General features: G+C 63.5%; 14 protein-coding genes. 7 read left to right on the top strand and 7 right to left on the bottom strand.

What is annotated here, in order from left to right; genetic code table 11:
• Positions 1-121 precede the first annotated feature (121 nt).
• The 4 genes from NTH_RS07390 (at position 122) to NTH_RS07405 (ending at position 3,332) form a co-directional block, all read left to right on the top strand.
• A complete protein-coding gene (locus NTH_RS07390) occupies positions 122-952 on the top strand; it encodes an alpha/beta fold hydrolase (protein WP_338529420.1) in 831 nt (276 codons plus the stop codon).
• A 195-nt stretch (positions 953-1,147) separates the two neighbouring features.
• Positions 1,148-2,176, top strand: coding sequence for a homoserine dehydrogenase (locus NTH_RS07395; protein ID WP_338529421.1), 1,029 nt, complete (start codon positions 1,148-1,150; stop codon positions 2,174-2,176).
• A complete protein-coding gene (locus tag NTH_RS07400; protein WP_338529422.1) occupies positions 2,173-2,877 on the top strand; it encodes a glutamine amidotransferase in 705 nt (234 codons plus the stop codon). Before NTH_RS07395 ends, NTH_RS07400 begins: the two co-directional genes overlap by 4 nt.
• A 56-nt stretch (positions 2,878-2,933) precedes the next feature.
• Entirely contained in the window at positions 2,934-3,332 is a 399-nt protein-coding gene (locus tag NTH_RS07405) for a RidA family protein (RefSeq protein WP_338529423.1), read from the top strand.
• A gap of 69 nt (positions 3,333-3,401) precedes the next feature.
• On the opposite strand, the gene NTH_RS07410 is transcribed toward NTH_RS07405, so the two are convergent.
• Entirely contained in the window at positions 3,402-4,349 is a 948-nt protein-coding gene (locus NTH_RS07410) for a helix-turn-helix domain-containing protein (RefSeq protein WP_338529424.1), read from the bottom strand.
• Positions 4,346-5,296, bottom strand: coding sequence for a helix-turn-helix domain-containing protein (locus NTH_RS07415; RefSeq protein ID WP_338529425.1), 951 nt, complete (start codon positions 5,294-5,296; stop codon positions 4,346-4,348). Before NTH_RS07415 ends, NTH_RS07410 begins: the two co-directional genes overlap by 4 nt.
• 456 nt (positions 5,297-5,752) lie before the next feature.
• On the opposite strand from NTH_RS07415, the gene NTH_RS07420 reads away from it, so the two are divergent.
• From NTH_RS07420 to NTH_RS07435, 3 genes are all read left to right on the top strand, one after another.
• Positions 5,753-6,799, top strand: a complete 1,047-nt coding sequence (locus NTH_RS07420; protein WP_338529426.1) for a LacI family transcriptional regulator — start codon at positions 5,753-5,755, stop codon at positions 6,797-6,799.
• 435 nt (positions 6,800-7,234) lie between these two features.
• Positions 7,235-8,698 carry a catalase gene (locus NTH_RS07430; RefSeq protein ID WP_338529427.1) on the top strand — a complete coding sequence of 488 codons (1,464 nt, stop codon included), beginning with the start codon at positions 7,235-7,237 and terminating at the stop codon, positions 8,696-8,698.
• Between the two features lie 78 nt (positions 8,699-8,776).
• Positions 8,777-10,306, top strand: a complete 1,530-nt coding sequence (locus NTH_RS07435; protein ID WP_338529428.1) for a ring-cleaving dioxygenase — start codon at positions 8,777-8,779, stop codon at positions 10,304-10,306.
• 110 nt (positions 10,307-10,416) lie between these two features.
• On the opposite strand, the gene NTH_RS07440 is transcribed toward NTH_RS07435, so the two are convergent.
• The 5 genes from NTH_RS07440 to NTH_RS07460 form a co-directional block, all read right to left on the bottom strand.
• Complete coding sequence (locus NTH_RS07440) at positions 10,417-11,799, bottom strand: aldehyde dehydrogenase family protein (protein ID WP_338529429.1); 1,383 nt, start codon at positions 11,797-11,799, stop codon at positions 10,417-10,419.
• A 23-nt stretch (positions 11,800-11,822) separates the two neighbouring features.
• Positions 11,823-13,478, bottom strand: coding sequence for an acetolactate synthase large subunit (locus tag NTH_RS07445; protein WP_338529430.1), 1,656 nt, complete (start codon positions 13,476-13,478; stop codon positions 11,823-11,825).
• Positions 13,479-13,841: 363 nt separating this feature from the next.
• The gene (locus tag NTH_RS07450; protein WP_338529431.1) at positions 13,842-14,525 is read right to left on the bottom strand and encodes an NAD(P)H-binding protein; all 684 of its coding nucleotides are present in this window, start codon (positions 14,523-14,525) and stop codon (positions 13,842-13,844) included.
• A gap of 29 nt (positions 14,526-14,554) precedes the next feature.
• Positions 14,555-14,788 (bottom strand): hypothetical protein, encoded by a 234-nt coding sequence (locus tag NTH_RS07455; RefSeq protein ID WP_338529432.1) that lies wholly within the window; start codon positions 14,786-14,788, stop codon positions 14,555-14,557.
• Positions 14,785-15,471, bottom strand: coding sequence for a type 1 glutamine amidotransferase domain-containing protein (locus NTH_RS07460; protein WP_338531832.1), 687 nt, complete (start codon positions 15,469-15,471; stop codon positions 14,785-14,787). The genes NTH_RS07455 and NTH_RS07460 overlap by 4 nt, the downstream gene beginning before the upstream one ends.
• Positions 15,472-15,473 lie beyond the last annotated feature (2 nt).

The raw sequence follows: 15,473 nt of genomic DNA on the forward strand, positions 1-15,473 counted from the left end.
GTCCAAGGTGGAGCGCGAGCAGACGCGAAAACCGCCTGCCTCTCAAGCCGGAGGCGAGACCACCGCCGCGAGGCCCTACTCCCGCGCGGCAGAGCCCCACCGACCACCAAGGAGAAATGCAATGGCAACCATCACCACATCAGACGGGACCACCCTCTTCTACAAGGATTGGGGACCGAAAGACGCGCAGCCTATCGTGTTTCATCATGGCTGGCCGCTCAGCGCCGACGACTGGGACAACCAGATGCTATTCTTCCTGTCCGAAGGCTACCGAGTTATCGCGCATGATCGGCGCGGCCATGGCCGGTCCGACCAGACCGACACCGGCAACGACATGGACACTTATGCCGCGGATGTGGCCGAGATCGCCAAGGCGCTCGATCTGCGCGACGCGGTCCATATCGGCCATTCGACCGGCGGCGGCGAAGTCACGCGTTATGCGGCGCGCGCCGAACGCGGCCGTGTGGCCAAGGCCATTCTGATCGCAGCGATCCCGCCGGTAATGGCTCAGTCCGACGCCAACCCGGACGGCGTTCCGATGGAGGTCTTCGACGGGTTGCGCTCCGCCCTGGAGGCAAACCGCGCGCAATTCTATCGCGATCTGCCGAGCGGACCCTTCTACGGCTTCAACCGGGAGGGCGCGAAGGTCAGCCAGGGCCTGATCGACAATTGGTGGCGCCAGGGCATGAGCGGCGGCGCCAAGGCGCATCATGACTGCATCGAGGTGTTTTCGGAGACCGACTTCACGGAGGATCTGAAGGCACTCACCGTTCCCGTGCTGATCATCCACGGCGAGGACGATCAGATCGTGCCGATCGAGAACGCGGCTCACAAGGCGATCAAGCTCGTCAGGGACGGAACGCTGAAGACCTATCGCGGCCTTTCTCACGGCCTGTTCGCCACGCATCCGGATGTGGTGAACCCGGATATGCTGGCCTTCATCCGCGCCTGAGACGGCTTAGCCGAAGGCAATCGGCGGCCGCGCCGTGCGCGACCGCCGAAAGGGCGCCTTCGTGCACGCACTGCTCGCCGTCGCTGGCGCGAGGATACACTGCCGGATAGTGTCGGCTTTCAGCGGGAGTGTGTTCGGCGCTGTTGGAAGCGTTGGCAATCCGTACTCGACACTCGAAGATAAGGCATTGAGACTATGAATGTCGTCAGGGTCGCGATTGCCGGTTTCGGGGGCGTGGGCCGCGCCACGGCCAACCTTCTCTTGGCCCGCCGCGAGCGCTACCGGCAGGTCCATGGAGCCGACATTCGCCTCGTCGCCGTGTGCGGTTCGCGATCCGGACTGGTCGACGCGGACGGTCTCGAAGCCGGGCGCCTGGATGCGCTCGAGCCGGGCCTGTCGGGCCCGGCATTCATCGAGGCGAGCGGCGCCGACATTCTTATCGAGGCGGGCCCAAGCGATTTTCGAACCGGGCGCCCCGGCCTCGCCTATATCCGATCCTCCCTCTCGGCAGGGCGCGACGCGATCGTCATATCCAAGGGTGCGCTGGTCCACAGCGGGACGGAATTGCGGGCCCTGGCGCGTTCCACAGGCGCGATGCTGAAACTCAGCGGCGCAGCGGCAGCCGCGCTGCCGACGATCGACCTCCTCGAGCACAGCCTGAAGGGCTCCGAGGTTCTCGAAATCGAGGGCATTCTGAACGCCACCACCAACTACCTGCTCGACGCGATGATGAACCAGAACCTTGGCTTCGACGAGGCGCTGGCTCACGCCCAGGCGGGCGGTTTCGCAGAAGCTGATCCGCGGAACGATACAGAGGGGTGGGACACTGCCAGCAAGCTAATCCTGATTGCCAATTTCGGCCTGGACGCCGACCTGACGATGGACGATCTCGTGGTCGAGGGCATTGGGTCGATTGCGGCGCACGATCTCGAGACGTGGCGAAAGCAGCGTCTCGTTCCCAAGCTCGTCGGGAGTCTCATCCGGACGGACGGCGCGACGCGGGCGGCCGTCGGCGTCCGGACCTACCCGCCGGCCGATCCGCTCGCGCATGTGTCGGGAAAGAACAAGGCGATCCGGATCACCACGGACGCGATGGGCGAGACGATCGCCATCGGATCCGGAACCGAGCCGCTCGCCACCGCGGCCGCCGCGCTGAAGGATCTCGAACACATCCTGACGGCAAGAGCGGCTGGGGTCACTCAAGGTCCAGGAGGAGAAGCATGACAGGCAGGACCGCGCTGGCCATTCGCCATATAGGCTTCGAGGACCTGGGCAGCTTCGCGGCCCCGTTGCAGGAGGCCGGCTACGAAATCGAATACATCGATGTGGCCGAGCGCGAGCCGGCGACGCTCGACCCCCTCGGCGCCGATCTCCTCGTTGTTCTGGGCGGTCCGATCGGCGTCTACGACCACGACGCCTATCCGGTCGTCACCGCGGAGATAGGCCTGCTGCGGGCGCGGCTCGCGGCCGACCGGCCGACGCTCGGCATATGTCTCGGCGCGCAGTTGATGGCGGCGGCTCTCGGTGCGCGTGTCTATCCGGGTCCGGCCAAGGAGATCGGCTGGTCGGCACTCGATCTGTCGGACGCGGCAGCACCCAATCCTCTCGCCGTGCTGCAGGACGTGCCCGTTCTCCACTGGCATGGCGATACGTTCGACCTGCCGGGAGGCGGCACTCTCCTCGCATCTACCCCGCTCTGCGCAAACCAGGCCTTCGCGCGCGGATCGAATGTGCTCGGCCTCCAGTTCCACCCGGAGGTCCTTGGCGCGCGTTTCGAACATTGGCTTTTGGGCCATGCGAGCGAACTCTCGACCGCTGGCGTGAGCCCCGCTGCGCTGCGCGGCGATGCCAGACGATATGCCGGCGAGCTGGAAAAAGCTGGCCCCGCGATGCTGACCGCTTGGCTGTCGCGCCTCACGCAGTAAGGCCCGGGCGAGGAGGACAGCGGCACCTCAAACACCAAAGCAAAGGAGTTCCCGTCGTGACACGACCAACCCCGGTTTTCCCCAAAGGCAGACAAGAACTGTACACCAAGAACCGATACTCGGCCGCGATCCGATCCGGCGACCTGTTGTTCATTTCCGGGCAGGTGGGCAGTCGCGCGGATGGTAGCCCCGAGCCGGATCTCGCCGCCCAGATCAGACTCGCTTTCGACAATCTGGGCACGGTACTCGCTGCGGTAGGATGCACTTTCCAGGACGTGGTCGACGTCACGAGCTTCCATGTCGACCCGGAAAACCATGCCGGACTGATGCTGGCCGTGAAGGACGAGGTGTTCCCCGGCCCCGACTATCCGAACTGGACCGCGGTCGGTGTGACCTGGCTTTCCGGCTTCCAGTTCGAGATCAAGGCCATCGCGCGCATCCCCGCTGGAGGCTGAGCGCGAAATCCATAGATCCAAAGCTGCCTTCTCTGTAGCATTGGGCAGACGACGAATTGGCACGCGCGGTCATCGCGGGGTCTTCAACGATACAAGCGTGGCCCCTTGTCCGCTCAGAGAGATTTGCCGCATAGGGTCACGAACTGCCCTGCGATAGTCTGTCGGGCTCATGTGCGTGTGCTTGAAGAATACGCGGGCGAGGACCTGGTTGGAAGAGTACCCCACCTCCTGGGCGATCTCGGTGACCGGAAGGTCAGTCTGCGCAAGGAGTTCGCAGGCTTTCTCGATTCTCAGTCGCGTCAGGTACATCCGTGGCGGCACGCCGACGCTCTGCTTGAACATGCGTGCGAAATGAAAAGGCGAGAGGCGTGCCTCGGCTGCCAATTCGTCGAGGCTGATGTCTTCCGAAAGCCGCTCCCGCATGAACTCAAGAGAGCGGCGTTCCGCCCAAGGGGCAAGCCCGCCCCTTGCCGGTGCGAACGGCGACCCGCCCAACCGGCAAAGCTCGGCCAGTATTTCGAATCCGGCTGCTCGGGCCAACAGACGCGACGGCGCGCCCTCTTCTTCACACAGAGCCCACAGGGTCCGAAGCGCCGATCGGATGGCGGGCGAATCGAACATCCGGCCGTAAGTCAGGGGAAGGTCGAACAAACTACCACCGGCGGCCTCCTCGAGCATTCCCCGCCACTGCTCCATCGGAAACGCCAGACTGCGCAGCTGATGGCTTTCATCCATAACGGCCTCAGTAGCGAAGTTCGGCGCAGCAAGGGCAAAGTCGCCCTTCTTGCTGATCACATTGAAACGTCCCCCTCCCAAATCGCCGCTGACCCGGCTTCCGCCGAGCAGGTCCTGATACAGGACGATATCCGATACGGCCGGACGGGACATGTCTCCGGCTGGTCGCTCCACCTCAAGCAGGTTGAGAATCCCGCCAGGGGATTTCAACGTGCGCACGTATGACGCCTGATCGCCCTCGCAGTACCATTGGGTGAAAGACGGATGGGGCGGCTCGGTCATTGTGGCGTCTCCGATGCTGCAATGGCCGCTCCCAGTGTTTGCAGCGAGATTTGGCGCACCGGGTCGCGGACTGCCCGGCGATAGTCGGATGGGCTCATGTGTTGATGCTTGATGAAAATCCGGGCGAGGACCTGGTTGGACGAATATCCCACCTCCTGGGCGATCTCGGTGACCGGAAGGTCAGTCTGCGCAAGGAGTTCGCAGGCTTTCTCCATCCTCAGTCGCGTCAGATAGACCCGAGGCGGCACACCGACGCTCTGCTTGAACATACGCGCGAAATGAAAAGGAGAGAGCCGCGCTTCGGCTGCCAGTTCGTCGAGGCTGATGTCTTCCGAAAGCCGCGCGTGCATAAACTCCAGGCAGCGCCGTTCCGCCCAGGGCGCGAGGCCGCCTCTGACCGGAACGAGCGGCGAGCCGGCCGAGCGGCAGAGTTCAGCGAGGATCTCGCAGCCCGCAGCCCGTGCCAGCAGACGCGATGGGGCGCCTTCGTCCGCACTAAGAGACCACAGTTTCCTGAGCGCTGACCGGATGGTCGGCGTCGCGTGCGGCGCGCGGAAAATATCCAAGCCGTCGAACGAAAAACTGCCATAAATGGCTTCGTCCAATACGCTTTGCCACTGCGCCATGGGAAAGGCGAAGGAGCGGACGTGATGTGGCGTGGAAACTTTGGACGACAGTGCAAAGTTTGGTGCGACGGGATACACGCCGCCCTTTGCTGTCGTGTCAAGAAAATGCCCGCCTCCGTGGTTGGCGCCGAATCGGGTGCCTCCAAGCAGATCCTCAAAAAGGACGAAATCCGGCACGGCTGGGATGGACATATCCCCGGGCGGTTGAGTTATCTCAAGCATGTTGAGGATTCCGCCCGAGGATTTTATCGAGCGCACATGGCGCGCGCGGGGGCCTCTACTATACCACTGGGCCAAAGACGGATATGCAGGCGCGGTCATGCTGTGTCTCCTTTCGAAGGGCGGTACTCGCTTGTCGCAAGTCCGCTCGCTGCGCCGCGAAAAGCCCTGATCCTTGCCAATACGCTGTGGGCGCCGCCATTGGGCGGATGGCTTGGTTTCCAGGGACTTGACCCCAATGGCCACTCGGTGAAAGCGCCCGTTCGACCTGCGCATCGGGTGAAGGCGAACGTTCGAACTTGGCATTAGCCAACTAGTTGTATCGTTTCACAATCAATGTATATCGTTGCAATTGTGATATGTCAAGGCTACGGTAAGATTGCGTCGGACCGCCCGATGCCAGAACCTGTCGTCGGGCGACTGACTTGGTCCTTAGGCGTGATCCGGCTGGGAGATCTGTCTGAGACCGTTGAATATGGAGGAGTGGATATGACCCGGAACAGCAGTAAGGTGAATGGAGCCATCGAGAAGAAGCAGACCAGAACCCGAGCGCATTGATTGGAACCCCGCAGCAAGAAACCGACGCTGAAAACCATTGCGACCGCACTGGGTTTGGGCGTCACGACTGTCTCTCGCGCCCTTCGTGACGATGACAAGATCAGTGCCGCGACGCGAAAATCCGTTCAGGATATGGCGCGCGAGCTTTGCTACCATCCCAGCAGCGCCGGTCTGCGACTGCGAACCGGAAAGACGAACGTACTGAGCCTTGTCCTGGATACCGAAGAGGAGATCGGCAGCTTCCTGTCGCAGATTGTCTTCGGGATCACCGAGGGCCTCGAGGGCACGCCTTATCATCTCATTGTCACGCCCTATTCGAAGCACGGCGATCCGGTCGCGCCGATCAGGCAGCTGGTCGAGACCGAAGCCGTGGACGGGATCATCATTTCTCGAATCGAGCCCGAGGACATGCGGGTAAAGTATATGATCGAGCAAGGCATGCCCTTCGTGACCCATGGTCGGACGCATATGGGGGTCGAACACCCCTACGTCGACTTCGACAACCACGCCTTTGCCCGGATCTCGGTCGCATGTCTCGCCAGCCTGGGGCGCAAGCGTCTTTCGCTGCTTGCCCCGCCCGCGGGCCTGAGCTTTCACGACCACACGCGGCAAGGCTTCGATGCGGCGATTGCCGAGCACGAGCTGGTGGACGTGCCGATTCAGGGCATCTCGAACGACAGCTCGATCGAGCAGATCAGGCTTGCCGTCAGAAACCTGATGCTGCAAAGCCCCGCGCCGGACGGGCTGATCAACAGCTCGGGCGGGGTAAGCGGTACAGGCGGCGCGATTCTGGCTATTCAGGCGGGCCTGTCGGACGTCGGCGCCATCATCGGTCGCGACGTCGATATCGTCACCAAGCAGCTCTTTGCAAACCTTCCCGTATTCGGCACTGAGTTCTACGTTGTTCACGAGGACGTTCGGGAAACAGGCCGATGTCTGGCCAAGGCGCTGCTCGGGTCGATCGAGGGGAAGCCCGTCTCGGAACTGCAGACCCTGTTTGTTCCGACGAAAGTCTCGCTACAGTCTACGACCGCCAAAGACGAATGATCGTCTCACTGACTTGCTTTCGCGTCGCCGCCAAACCGGCTCGGTTGCACAATTCCCCGGACCGCCGAATGACTCCTTTCACCAATCGGACGTGTCGGACAGCGGGCGAACGTCCACATCGCTGGCGCTGACCTCGGATGCCCGGATTTCCAATGATTTCTCGTCGATCCCGGTTTGGATCGTGCGCCAGACCCGCCCTTTGGGACCGAAACCACGCCTGTTCGTTCCGCAACTGCGAAACGCAACACCAAGTACGTACCCCTTCCCGATGGAGCGCCTGTAAGAGATCCGCAAGACTGGGACGTTGGCAGCAATTCCGGGAACGAAGTCAAATCGATTTCCTGCGCTGATGCTGTGGACGGCTGCGGGCAGTTTCGGAGTGCGATGGCTGGTTCGCAGCAATCAATGATGTGATCCGTGCGGGAAGGAATGACAATGCCACAGCAGGATGATCGGAACTCACGCCTCACGACCACCGCCGGCGCACCCGTTGCCGACAACCAGAACAGCCTGACCGCCGGTGATCGCGGCCCGGTCCTCTTGCAGGACTGGCAGCTGATCGAGAAGCTGGCCCACCAGAACCGGGAACGGATCCCCGAGCGGGTGGTCCACGCCAAGGGCTGGGGCGCGCATGGGATGCTCAGGATAACGGGCGACATATCGCACCTGACCTGCGCCAAGGTGCTGCAGCAAGGCACCGAGACACCCATGATCGCGCGCTTCTCCACGGTTGCCGGGGAGATGGGTGCGGCCGATCATGAGCGGGACGTTCGTGGCTTCGCGCTCAAATTCTATACGGAAGAAGGCAATTGGGATCTGGTGGGTAACAACACGCCGGTCTTCTTCGTCCGGGACCCGATCAAGTTCCCCGATTTCATCCATACGCAGAAGCGCCACCCCCGCACCAATCTGCGATCGGCGACGGCGATGTGGGACTTCTGGTCCCTGTCGCCGGAGAGCCTGCATCAGGTGACGATCCTCTTCTCCGACCGCGGCCTGCCGGTCAGCCCGATGCACATGAACGGCTACGGCAGCCACACCTACAGCCTGTGGAACGACGATGGCGATCGGGTCTGGATCAAGTTCCACTTCAAGACGTCTCAGGGGCATCGCCACTACACGAACGCCGAGGCGGAGGAGGTCATGGGGCGAACCCGCGAAGGCTATCAGGAAGCGCTGTTCGGCGCGATCGAGGAAGGAAATTACCCTCGATGGATCGTGCAGGTTCAGGTCATGACGGAAGCGCAGGCGGGCGAGTTGCCCTTCAACCCGTTCGACGTCACGAAGGTCTGGCCCCATGCCGATTTTCCACCGATCGAGATCGGCGTGCTTGAACTCAACCGCAATCCCGACAACTACTTTGCCGAGATCGAGCAGTTGGCCTTCAGCCCGTCGAACGTCGTGCGCGGCATCGGCCATTCACCGGACAGGATGCTGCAAGGCAGGATCTTCGCCTATGCGGACGCCCATCGCTACAGGCTGGGCACGCACTACGAGGCGCTGCCGGTCAACCGGCCCCGGTGCCCGATGCATCATTACCACAGGGACGGGGCGATGCGCTTCTTCGGCGACATGCCCAATGCCGATGCCTATTACGAGCCGAACAGCTTCGGCGGCCCGGTGGAGGACCGCTCGTTCGCCGAACCACCGCTCCAGATCGAAGGTCCGGCTTCCCGGTTCGATCATCGGGACGGAAACGACGATTTCAGCCAGCCTCGCGCACTGTTCCTGCTGTTCGACGACGGGCAGAAGGCACGGCTGTTCGCCAACATCGCCGCCGCGATGAGCGGCGTTCCCGATGCCATCGCTGAACGGCAGATCGAGCTTTTTCGGCGGGTCCATCCGGACTTCGGCGCGGGCGTGTGCGCCGCGCTGGACGCGCTCGATCCGCAATTCTGATCTTGCCGGGCCGATGCGAAAACCTGTCTGAAGGTTCATAAGCATAAGGGGAAACCAGGCGCTGAAGGCATCACAGGAATGACCAGCGGCATACACCACGTCACCGGCATCACCTCCAACGTGCAGGCCAACGTCGACTTCTATGTCGGCTTTCTCGGGCTAAGGCTTGTAAAGCGCACCGGAGGCTACGCGGACGCCGAGCAGTTGCATCTTGTCTATGGAGACGGTGTCGGCAGCCCCGGCTCGTTGCTGACGTTCCTTGTCTGGGAGGCGGCAGGCCGCGGCCGTACGGGCATTGGCCAGGTATCGGAAGTGGCGCTGGCGGTGCCACCAGTTTCGCTCGGTGACTGGATCACCAAGGCGCTCGCCGCCAACATTCCGCTCGAGGGTCCATTTCGCGAGTTCGGGGAGCCGGTCCTCCGGCTGAAGGATCCAGACGGGCTGATCGTAAAGCTGGTCGGAGTGGACATGGCAACGCCGGCGCCACTTCCGAACGCACCCATCCGGCTGCGGGGAGTCACGCTCCTGACAGACAAGGTGGTAGAGACCGCACGCTTTCTCACACGTTTCGGGTACACCGAAGAGCGGCGCTCAGGCGTTACACAGCGTATGGGCTCCGACACTGACATAGTCGATGTCAGGGAAGTGTCTGGTTTCGTGCCTTCCGTGTCCGGCGGCGGGGTGCCCGACCATGTCGCCTTTCGGGCGCGCGACATCGATGAGCTCCGCTCCATGCGGCTTTCGCTGAAGGGCCACGGGCCAACCGAGGTTCATGATCGAAAGTACTTCGTGTCGCTCTACGTTCGCGATCCCGCCGGCATACTGATGGAATACGCGACCGATGGGCCGGGCATGACCGTTGACGAAGCGCCTGCCGAGCTTGGCCGGACACTGTTTCTGCCACCGCATGATGCCGATCGCGCAGAGGATCTGAGGGCAATGCTTCCGCAATTCGCCCTGCCCGGCGAAGAGAGATTTCCGGCCCGCGACCTTCCTTTCATACATCGTTTCAACAGACCGCAAAAGCCGGATGGTACGACCTTGGTGCTGCTGCACGGCACCGGCGGCAACGAAGCCTATCTGATGCCGATCGCACGACGCATAGCCCCGAAGTCGACGCTGCTCGGCGTGCGTGGCCGAGCGACCGAGGAAGGAACCAATCGCTGGTTCCGCCGCGTCGATGCAAAGACGTTCGATCAGCAGGATATCCGTGGCGAATCCGAAGCCTTCGCGGCGTTTGTCGAAGGCGCCGTAACCGGCTATGGCCTCGACCCCGACAAACTCGTCTTCCTCGGCTATTCCAACGGCGCCAACATGCTGGCGGCTGTCATCCAACTTCATCCTGGCGTCGTGCGCCGCGCGGTTCTGTTGCGCGGGATCCAGCCCCTGGAGAAACCACCTGCCCTTGATCTCTCGGACACGAGCGTACTGGCGCTAACCGGACGTGATGATGCCTTTGCTCGCAATGCGCCGGCGCTGGCGGACGCCCTTCTGGCTCATGGAGCGCGCGTCGACAGTCTGGAGCTCTCAGCCAATCATGAACTGGCCGCTGCAGACGTCACTGAATCAACTGAATGGATTCAGCGAAAACTCTCTATGAATAGATAGTCCCTTTGCACGAGCAGTCCTATTGGGGCCGAATTGGACTAACCTGCTTCCAAGGGTGTCCGCGACCGCGGGCAGGCTTCGCGATCACCTCGACCGATGGCCGCTGACGATCAGCTCCTGCGCATCAGGATCATCTTCTCCTGCGTCATGTCGCGCATGGTGTAGGGGATGCCGCCGGTGCCGTAGCCGGATTCCCTGCGGCCGGCGAAGGGCATCCAGTCGGTGCGGAAGGCGGTGGGATCGTTGATCATCACGGCCGAGGCATCGAGGCGGTCGGCGGCGCGCAGCGCGACATCTATGTCCTGCGCGAAGATGCTGGCCTGGAAGGCCGTCGGCAGCGCGTTGGCCTGGGCGATCGCCCCGTCCAGATCGCGGTAGCGGTAGACCGCGACCACGGGGCCGAACACCTCCAGAGTCGATATTTTCGCATCGGCAGCGGGGTCGAGCAGAACCGCCGGCTCAAGGGTCGTCTCGGAGAGGCGCTTGCCGCCGGTGGCCAGCGTGGCCCCGCCCTCGACCGCTTCAGCGATCCACTGTCCGACCCTGTCGGCCTCGCGCGGCAGGATCAGCGGCCCGACTTCGGTGTCTTTCAAGATGGGGTCGGCGGTGCGCAGTTTTTCAACGCGGGCGACGAGCCTCTGCTTGAAATCCTCGGCGATGTCGGCGTGGACGAAGATGCGCTGCGTCGACACGCAGACCTGTCCGGCATGGTAGTAGCCGCCCTTGACGATGGGTTCGATGACCTTGCCGAGATCGGCGCTGCGGTCGACGATTGCCGGTGCCGCCCCGCCATGCTCGAGCGCCGAGCGCGTGCCGGGGGCGAGCTTGGCATGCAGCGACCAGCCGACCCGGGCCGAGCCGATGAAGCTGAGGAAGGCAACGCGGCTGTCAGTCGCCAGCTTTTCTGCCAGAGCGTTGTCGTCCGTGACGAAGGTCTGGCACCACGGCTCGGGCAGGCCCGCCTCTCGGACAAGTGTCACGAAATCGAGACAGGACAGCGGCGTCGTGATCGCCGGCTTGACGATGACCGGGCACCCCACCGCGATGGCCGGCGCGACCTGATGGACGATCAGGTTCAAAGGATGGTTGAAGGCCGAGATCGCCGCGACGACGCCGATGGGCTCCTTGGTCGTGAAGGCCCAGCGGTTCTCGGCCGCGGCCGACAGCCCCATCGGAATTTCACGTCCGGCGAAGTTGCGTAATTCGTCGGCGGCGTTGTGGACGCCGTCGATGGCGCGGTTCGTCTCGATGATGGCGTCGGGCAGCGGTTTGCCGCCCTCGCGGGCGATCTGCATAGCGAAATGGTCGCGCCTGCCCTCCATCAGCGCAGCCAGCTTGCGCAGGATGGCGACACGCTCGTGGGGCTTGAGCCAGCCGTCGCGATCCCTGAAGACCTGCTCAGCCGCCTGCAGCTTGCGCTCCAGCGCCGCGGCGTCGTCCGTCTCGATTTCCGCGATCGGCGCGCGATTGAAAGCCTGCACAACTCTCAGCATTGGCGGTGCTCCTCGACCTGCATTCACGCGCATTCCACGTCAGGCGTCCGGTTGCGCAACTCGTCGACCAGCACACGCGTGTTCTCGGAATAGTCAATGGGCACATCGACGAGGTGGACGCCGCCGCCGGCGAACGCAGCCTCGAGCATCGGCACGAGATCCTCGACCGCCGTAACCCGCGAGCCCTTGGCGCCGTAGGCCTCCGCATAGCGCACGAAATCGGGATTGCCGAAGCTCATGCCGAAATCCGGGAAGCCGTCCACCGCCTGTTTCCAGCGGATCATGCCATAGGCGCTGTCGTTCAGGATGACCACGACCAGGTTCAGGCCGAGGCGGACCGCCGTTTCCATCTCCTGCGAGTTCATCATGAAGCCGCCGTCGCCGCAGACCGCCATGACGCGGCGGTCCGGATGAAGCATCGCCGCCATCATCGCCGAGGGAAGCCCCGCCCCCATCGTGGCGAGCGCATTGTCGAGCAGCAGCGTGTTGGCGACATGGGTGCGGTAGTTGCGCGCGAACCAGATCTTGTACATGCCGTTGTCGAGGCAGACGATGCCGTCTTCCGGCATCACCTTGCGGACATCGTGGACGAGGCGCTGGGGCGTCACCGGGAAGCGGTCTTCCTCGGCTCGGTCGTTGATGTGGGCGAGGATTTTCTGGCGCAGTTCGAGCATCCCCTCGTCGGCGGACAGCCGCCCCTCCAGCCGCTCGGCAAGCGCCTCGACGGAAGCGCCGATATCACCGATCACCTCGATGTCCGGGTGGTAGACCTGTTCGACCGTGGCGGATTGGTAGCCGAGATGGATGACCTTCGGCCCGCCGGCGCTCCGCATCAGGAAGGGCGGTTTCTCGACCGTGTCGTGGCCGATGGCGATGATCAGGTTGGCGCGCTCGACGGCCTCGTGCACATAATCACCCTCCGACAGCGCCGCGGTCCCCATATAGAGGTTGGAGCCACCGGTGACTGCTCCTTTGCCCATCTGCGTATTGAAAAACGGCAGGCGGGTGCGCGAGACGAAGCTCGACAGCGCCTCGACCAGCGAAGGGCGGTTGCCCGCCGCGCCGATCATGACGAGCGGCCGCTTCCCGGCGAGGATATGCTCGGCCGCGCCGTCGATTGCGGCGGCGCTGGCGACGGCGCACGCCAACGTGTGCGGCGGAATGACGGAGGCGTTCTCGACCTCCTCGGCCGCGACATCCTCCGGCAGTTCCAGATGCACCGGCCCCGGCCGCTCCTCGACGGCGACGCGAAAGGCATCCCGCACTGTCGCCGGGATGGCGGCCGCGCTGACGATCTGCCGCGTCATCTTGGTCAGCGGCTTCATTGACGCGACAATATCGACGATCTGGAAGCGGGCCTGCTTGGCGCTCATCACCGGCTTCTGGCCGGTGATGAGGATCATCGGCATGGCACCGAGATGGGCATAGGCCGCACCGGTCGCGAAATTGAGCGCGCCGGGCCCAAGCGTCGCCAGGCAGACGCCGGGCTTGCCCGTCAACCGCCCATGCGTCGCGGCCATGAAGGCCGCGGCCTGCTCGTGACGGGTCAGGACCAGTTCGATGCTGGAAGTCCGCAGCGACTCCAGGAGATCGAGGTTCTCCTCGCCCGGCACGCCGAAGATGCGATCTACGCCTTCGTTCTCTAGTGCGGCGACAAACAGGTCCGATCCTTTGAGCATAACTTGAACTCTCTAGTTGTTGGTTTCGACGGAACGTGCGGTGATCATGAACGGTCAGACGAACCTTCCGATCACGTATATTGCGCTGGAGGCTGGGGACTCTTGGAATCAGGTCCCCGCACGGGTTTTCTCAGGCACATGCGGTTGAGCCCATCCGACCATAGACGAGCGGTCCGCGATCCCGTCTGTTCTATAGCGCTGCAGTGACCTTCACCAACACCTCTACAGGTTCAAGCCTCGGCCGCGGAGCTCTCACCTGCGCCATATCAAGGCCCCGCCATAACGGCGATCATCGCCGTTCCTGCCAGCATCGCGATCACCGCTCGACGGGAGTGCCCTGTATGATGAGCGCGCATTGACGTGTCACTCTTGCTCGGAGCCGGACGGCGCAGTGGCTTCTCGGACAGCCGCTACCGCCTCGGCGATGGGTACGTCGCCGCCGGTCACCTCCAGGATCAGGCGGCTCAGTTCGGGCGATTTGAGCAGCGCGACGACCGTGGTTGCGACGTCGTCGCGCGTGATCTCCTCGTGGACCCTGGCGAGACCAAGATCGACCCGACCCGTTCCCGGATCGTTGAGAAGCGCAGAGGGGCGCACGATCAGCCAGTCGAGATCTGTCTGAACGAGCGCGATTTCCGCCCGCTTCTTCTGAACCATGTAGTGCTCGAACGAAGCGTCCATGTGCCGCTCGCGCCAAGCTTCGGGGAAGACGGAGACGAGTATGAACCGTCGCACGCCGGCGAGCGCTGCCGCCTCTGCGAGCTTGCCCGGTCCATCGCCATCGATGCGGGTCGTCGCATCGTCGCCGTCCTTGCCGCCGGCGCCGGCGCTGAAGACGACCGCGTCGGCGCCGCGCACCGCGTCGGCGAGCTCATCGACCGACATCGCGACGATGTCGCCGAACTTCGCCTTGATGCCGAGGGACGCGAGCGCCTCGACCTGACGCTGCTGACGTACAAGACCGGTGGGTTCGTCGCCCGCCGCGGCGAGTTGCTCCCCGACACGACGGCCGACGCCGCCGCCGATACCAACGATGAATACCTTCATGCTTTTCTCCTGGGCTTGGGCGACCGCCCTCACAGCGGCGGCGGCCAGGCGGTGGTGATCGTGTTGAAGAATGGGCGTGGTGGCCAGCAGCGCGATACTGGCAGCGACGAGCATCCGGGGCGGCGCCTGGAAGGTGCCAGTCGCATCACGCAGAGCGGTTCCAGCGGATGCGCGTCGCGCGCGGCCGGCGTCCGCTCCCGGTAGCGATCGAGCGCCTGCTCGTCGGTAACCGTGTCACGGACGAAGACCACGTAGGCGCTCATGCCGACTCTCCGAGTTCCTCGACCAGGCGCCGGGCGGCGCCGGCGGACGAGGCCGGGTTCTGGCCGGTGATCAGCAGGCCATCCTGTACGAAGTACGGACCCCAGTCAGGACCCTTCGAATAGATGCCGCCCTTGGCCTGCAACTCGTCCTCGACGAGGAATGGCACGACTTCCGTCAGGCCGACGGCGGCCTCCTCGCTGTTGGTGAAGCCGGTGACCTTCTTTCCTTCGACGAGCGGACGGCCGTTCGGCGCCTTGACGTGACGGAGCACGCCCGGCGCGTGGCACACCAGCGCGACCGGCTTGTCCGCGGCAAGGAAGCTTTCGATCAGCGCCGCCGAGACCGGGCTTTCGGCGAGATCCCACATCGGGCCGTGGCCGCCTGGATAAAAGACCGTATCAAAATCAGCCTGGGATATGTCGGCGAGCTTCACGGTATTCGCCAGCGCTTCTCGCGCCTCGGCGTCGGCCCCGAAGCGGCGCGTGTCCTCGGTCTGGAAGTCGGGCTCGTTGCTTTTGGGATCAAGTGGCGGCTGGCCGCCGTCCGGCGACGCGAGCGTGATCTCGTAGCCAGCTTCCTTGAACACATAATAAGGCGCGGCCAGCTCTTCGAGCCAGAAACCGGTCTTGCGGCCGGTGTCGCCGAGCTGGTCATGCGACGTCAGAATCATTACAACTTTCATGA

The sequence above is a fragment of the Nitratireductor thuwali genome, assembly GCF_036621415.1.
GTDB lineage: Bacteria > Pseudomonadota > Alphaproteobacteria > Rhizobiales > Rhizobiaceae > Chelativorans > Chelativorans thuwali.

Coding starts and splice junctions, on each gene's coding strand:
- NTH_RS07430 (WP_338529427.1), top strand. CDS start 7,235: ATGCCACAGCAGGATGATCGGAACTCACGCCTCACGACCACCGCCGGC.
- NTH_RS07445 (WP_338529430.1), bottom strand. CDS start 13,478: ATGCTCAAAGGATCGGACCTGTTTGTCGCCGCACTAGAGAACGAAGGC.
- NTH_RS07410 (WP_338529424.1), bottom strand. CDS start 4,349: ATGACCGAGCCGCCCCATCCGTCTTTCACCCAATGGTACTGCGAGGGC.
- NTH_RS07460 (WP_338531832.1), bottom strand. CDS start 15,471: ATGAAAGTTGTAATGATTCTGACGTCGCATGACCAGCTCGGCGACACC.
- NTH_RS07415 (WP_338529425.1), bottom strand. CDS start 5,296: ATGACCGCGCCTGCATATCCGTCTTTGGCCCAGTGGTATAGTAGAGGC.
- NTH_RS07455 (WP_338529432.1), bottom strand. CDS start 14,788: ATGAGCGCCTACGTGGTCTTCGTCCGTGACACGGTTACCGACGAGCAG.
- NTH_RS07395 (WP_338529421.1), top strand. CDS start 1,148: ATGAATGTCGTCAGGGTCGCGATTGCCGGTTTCGGGGGCGTGGGCCGC.
- NTH_RS07390 (WP_338529420.1), top strand. CDS start 122: ATGGCAACCATCACCACATCAGACGGGACCACCCTCTTCTACAAGGAT.
- NTH_RS07400 (WP_338529422.1), top strand. CDS start 2,173: ATGACAGGCAGGACCGCGCTGGCCATTCGCCATATAGGCTTCGAGGAC.
- NTH_RS07440 (WP_338529429.1), bottom strand. CDS start 11,799: ATGCTGAGAGTTGTGCAGGCTTTCAATCGCGCGCCGATCGCGGAAATC.
- NTH_RS07450 (WP_338529431.1), bottom strand. CDS start 14,525: ATGAAGGTATTCATCGTTGGTATCGGCGGCGGCGTCGGCCGTCGTGTC.
- NTH_RS07435 (WP_338529428.1), top strand. CDS start 8,777: ATGACCAGCGGCATACACCACGTCACCGGCATCACCTCCAACGTGCAG.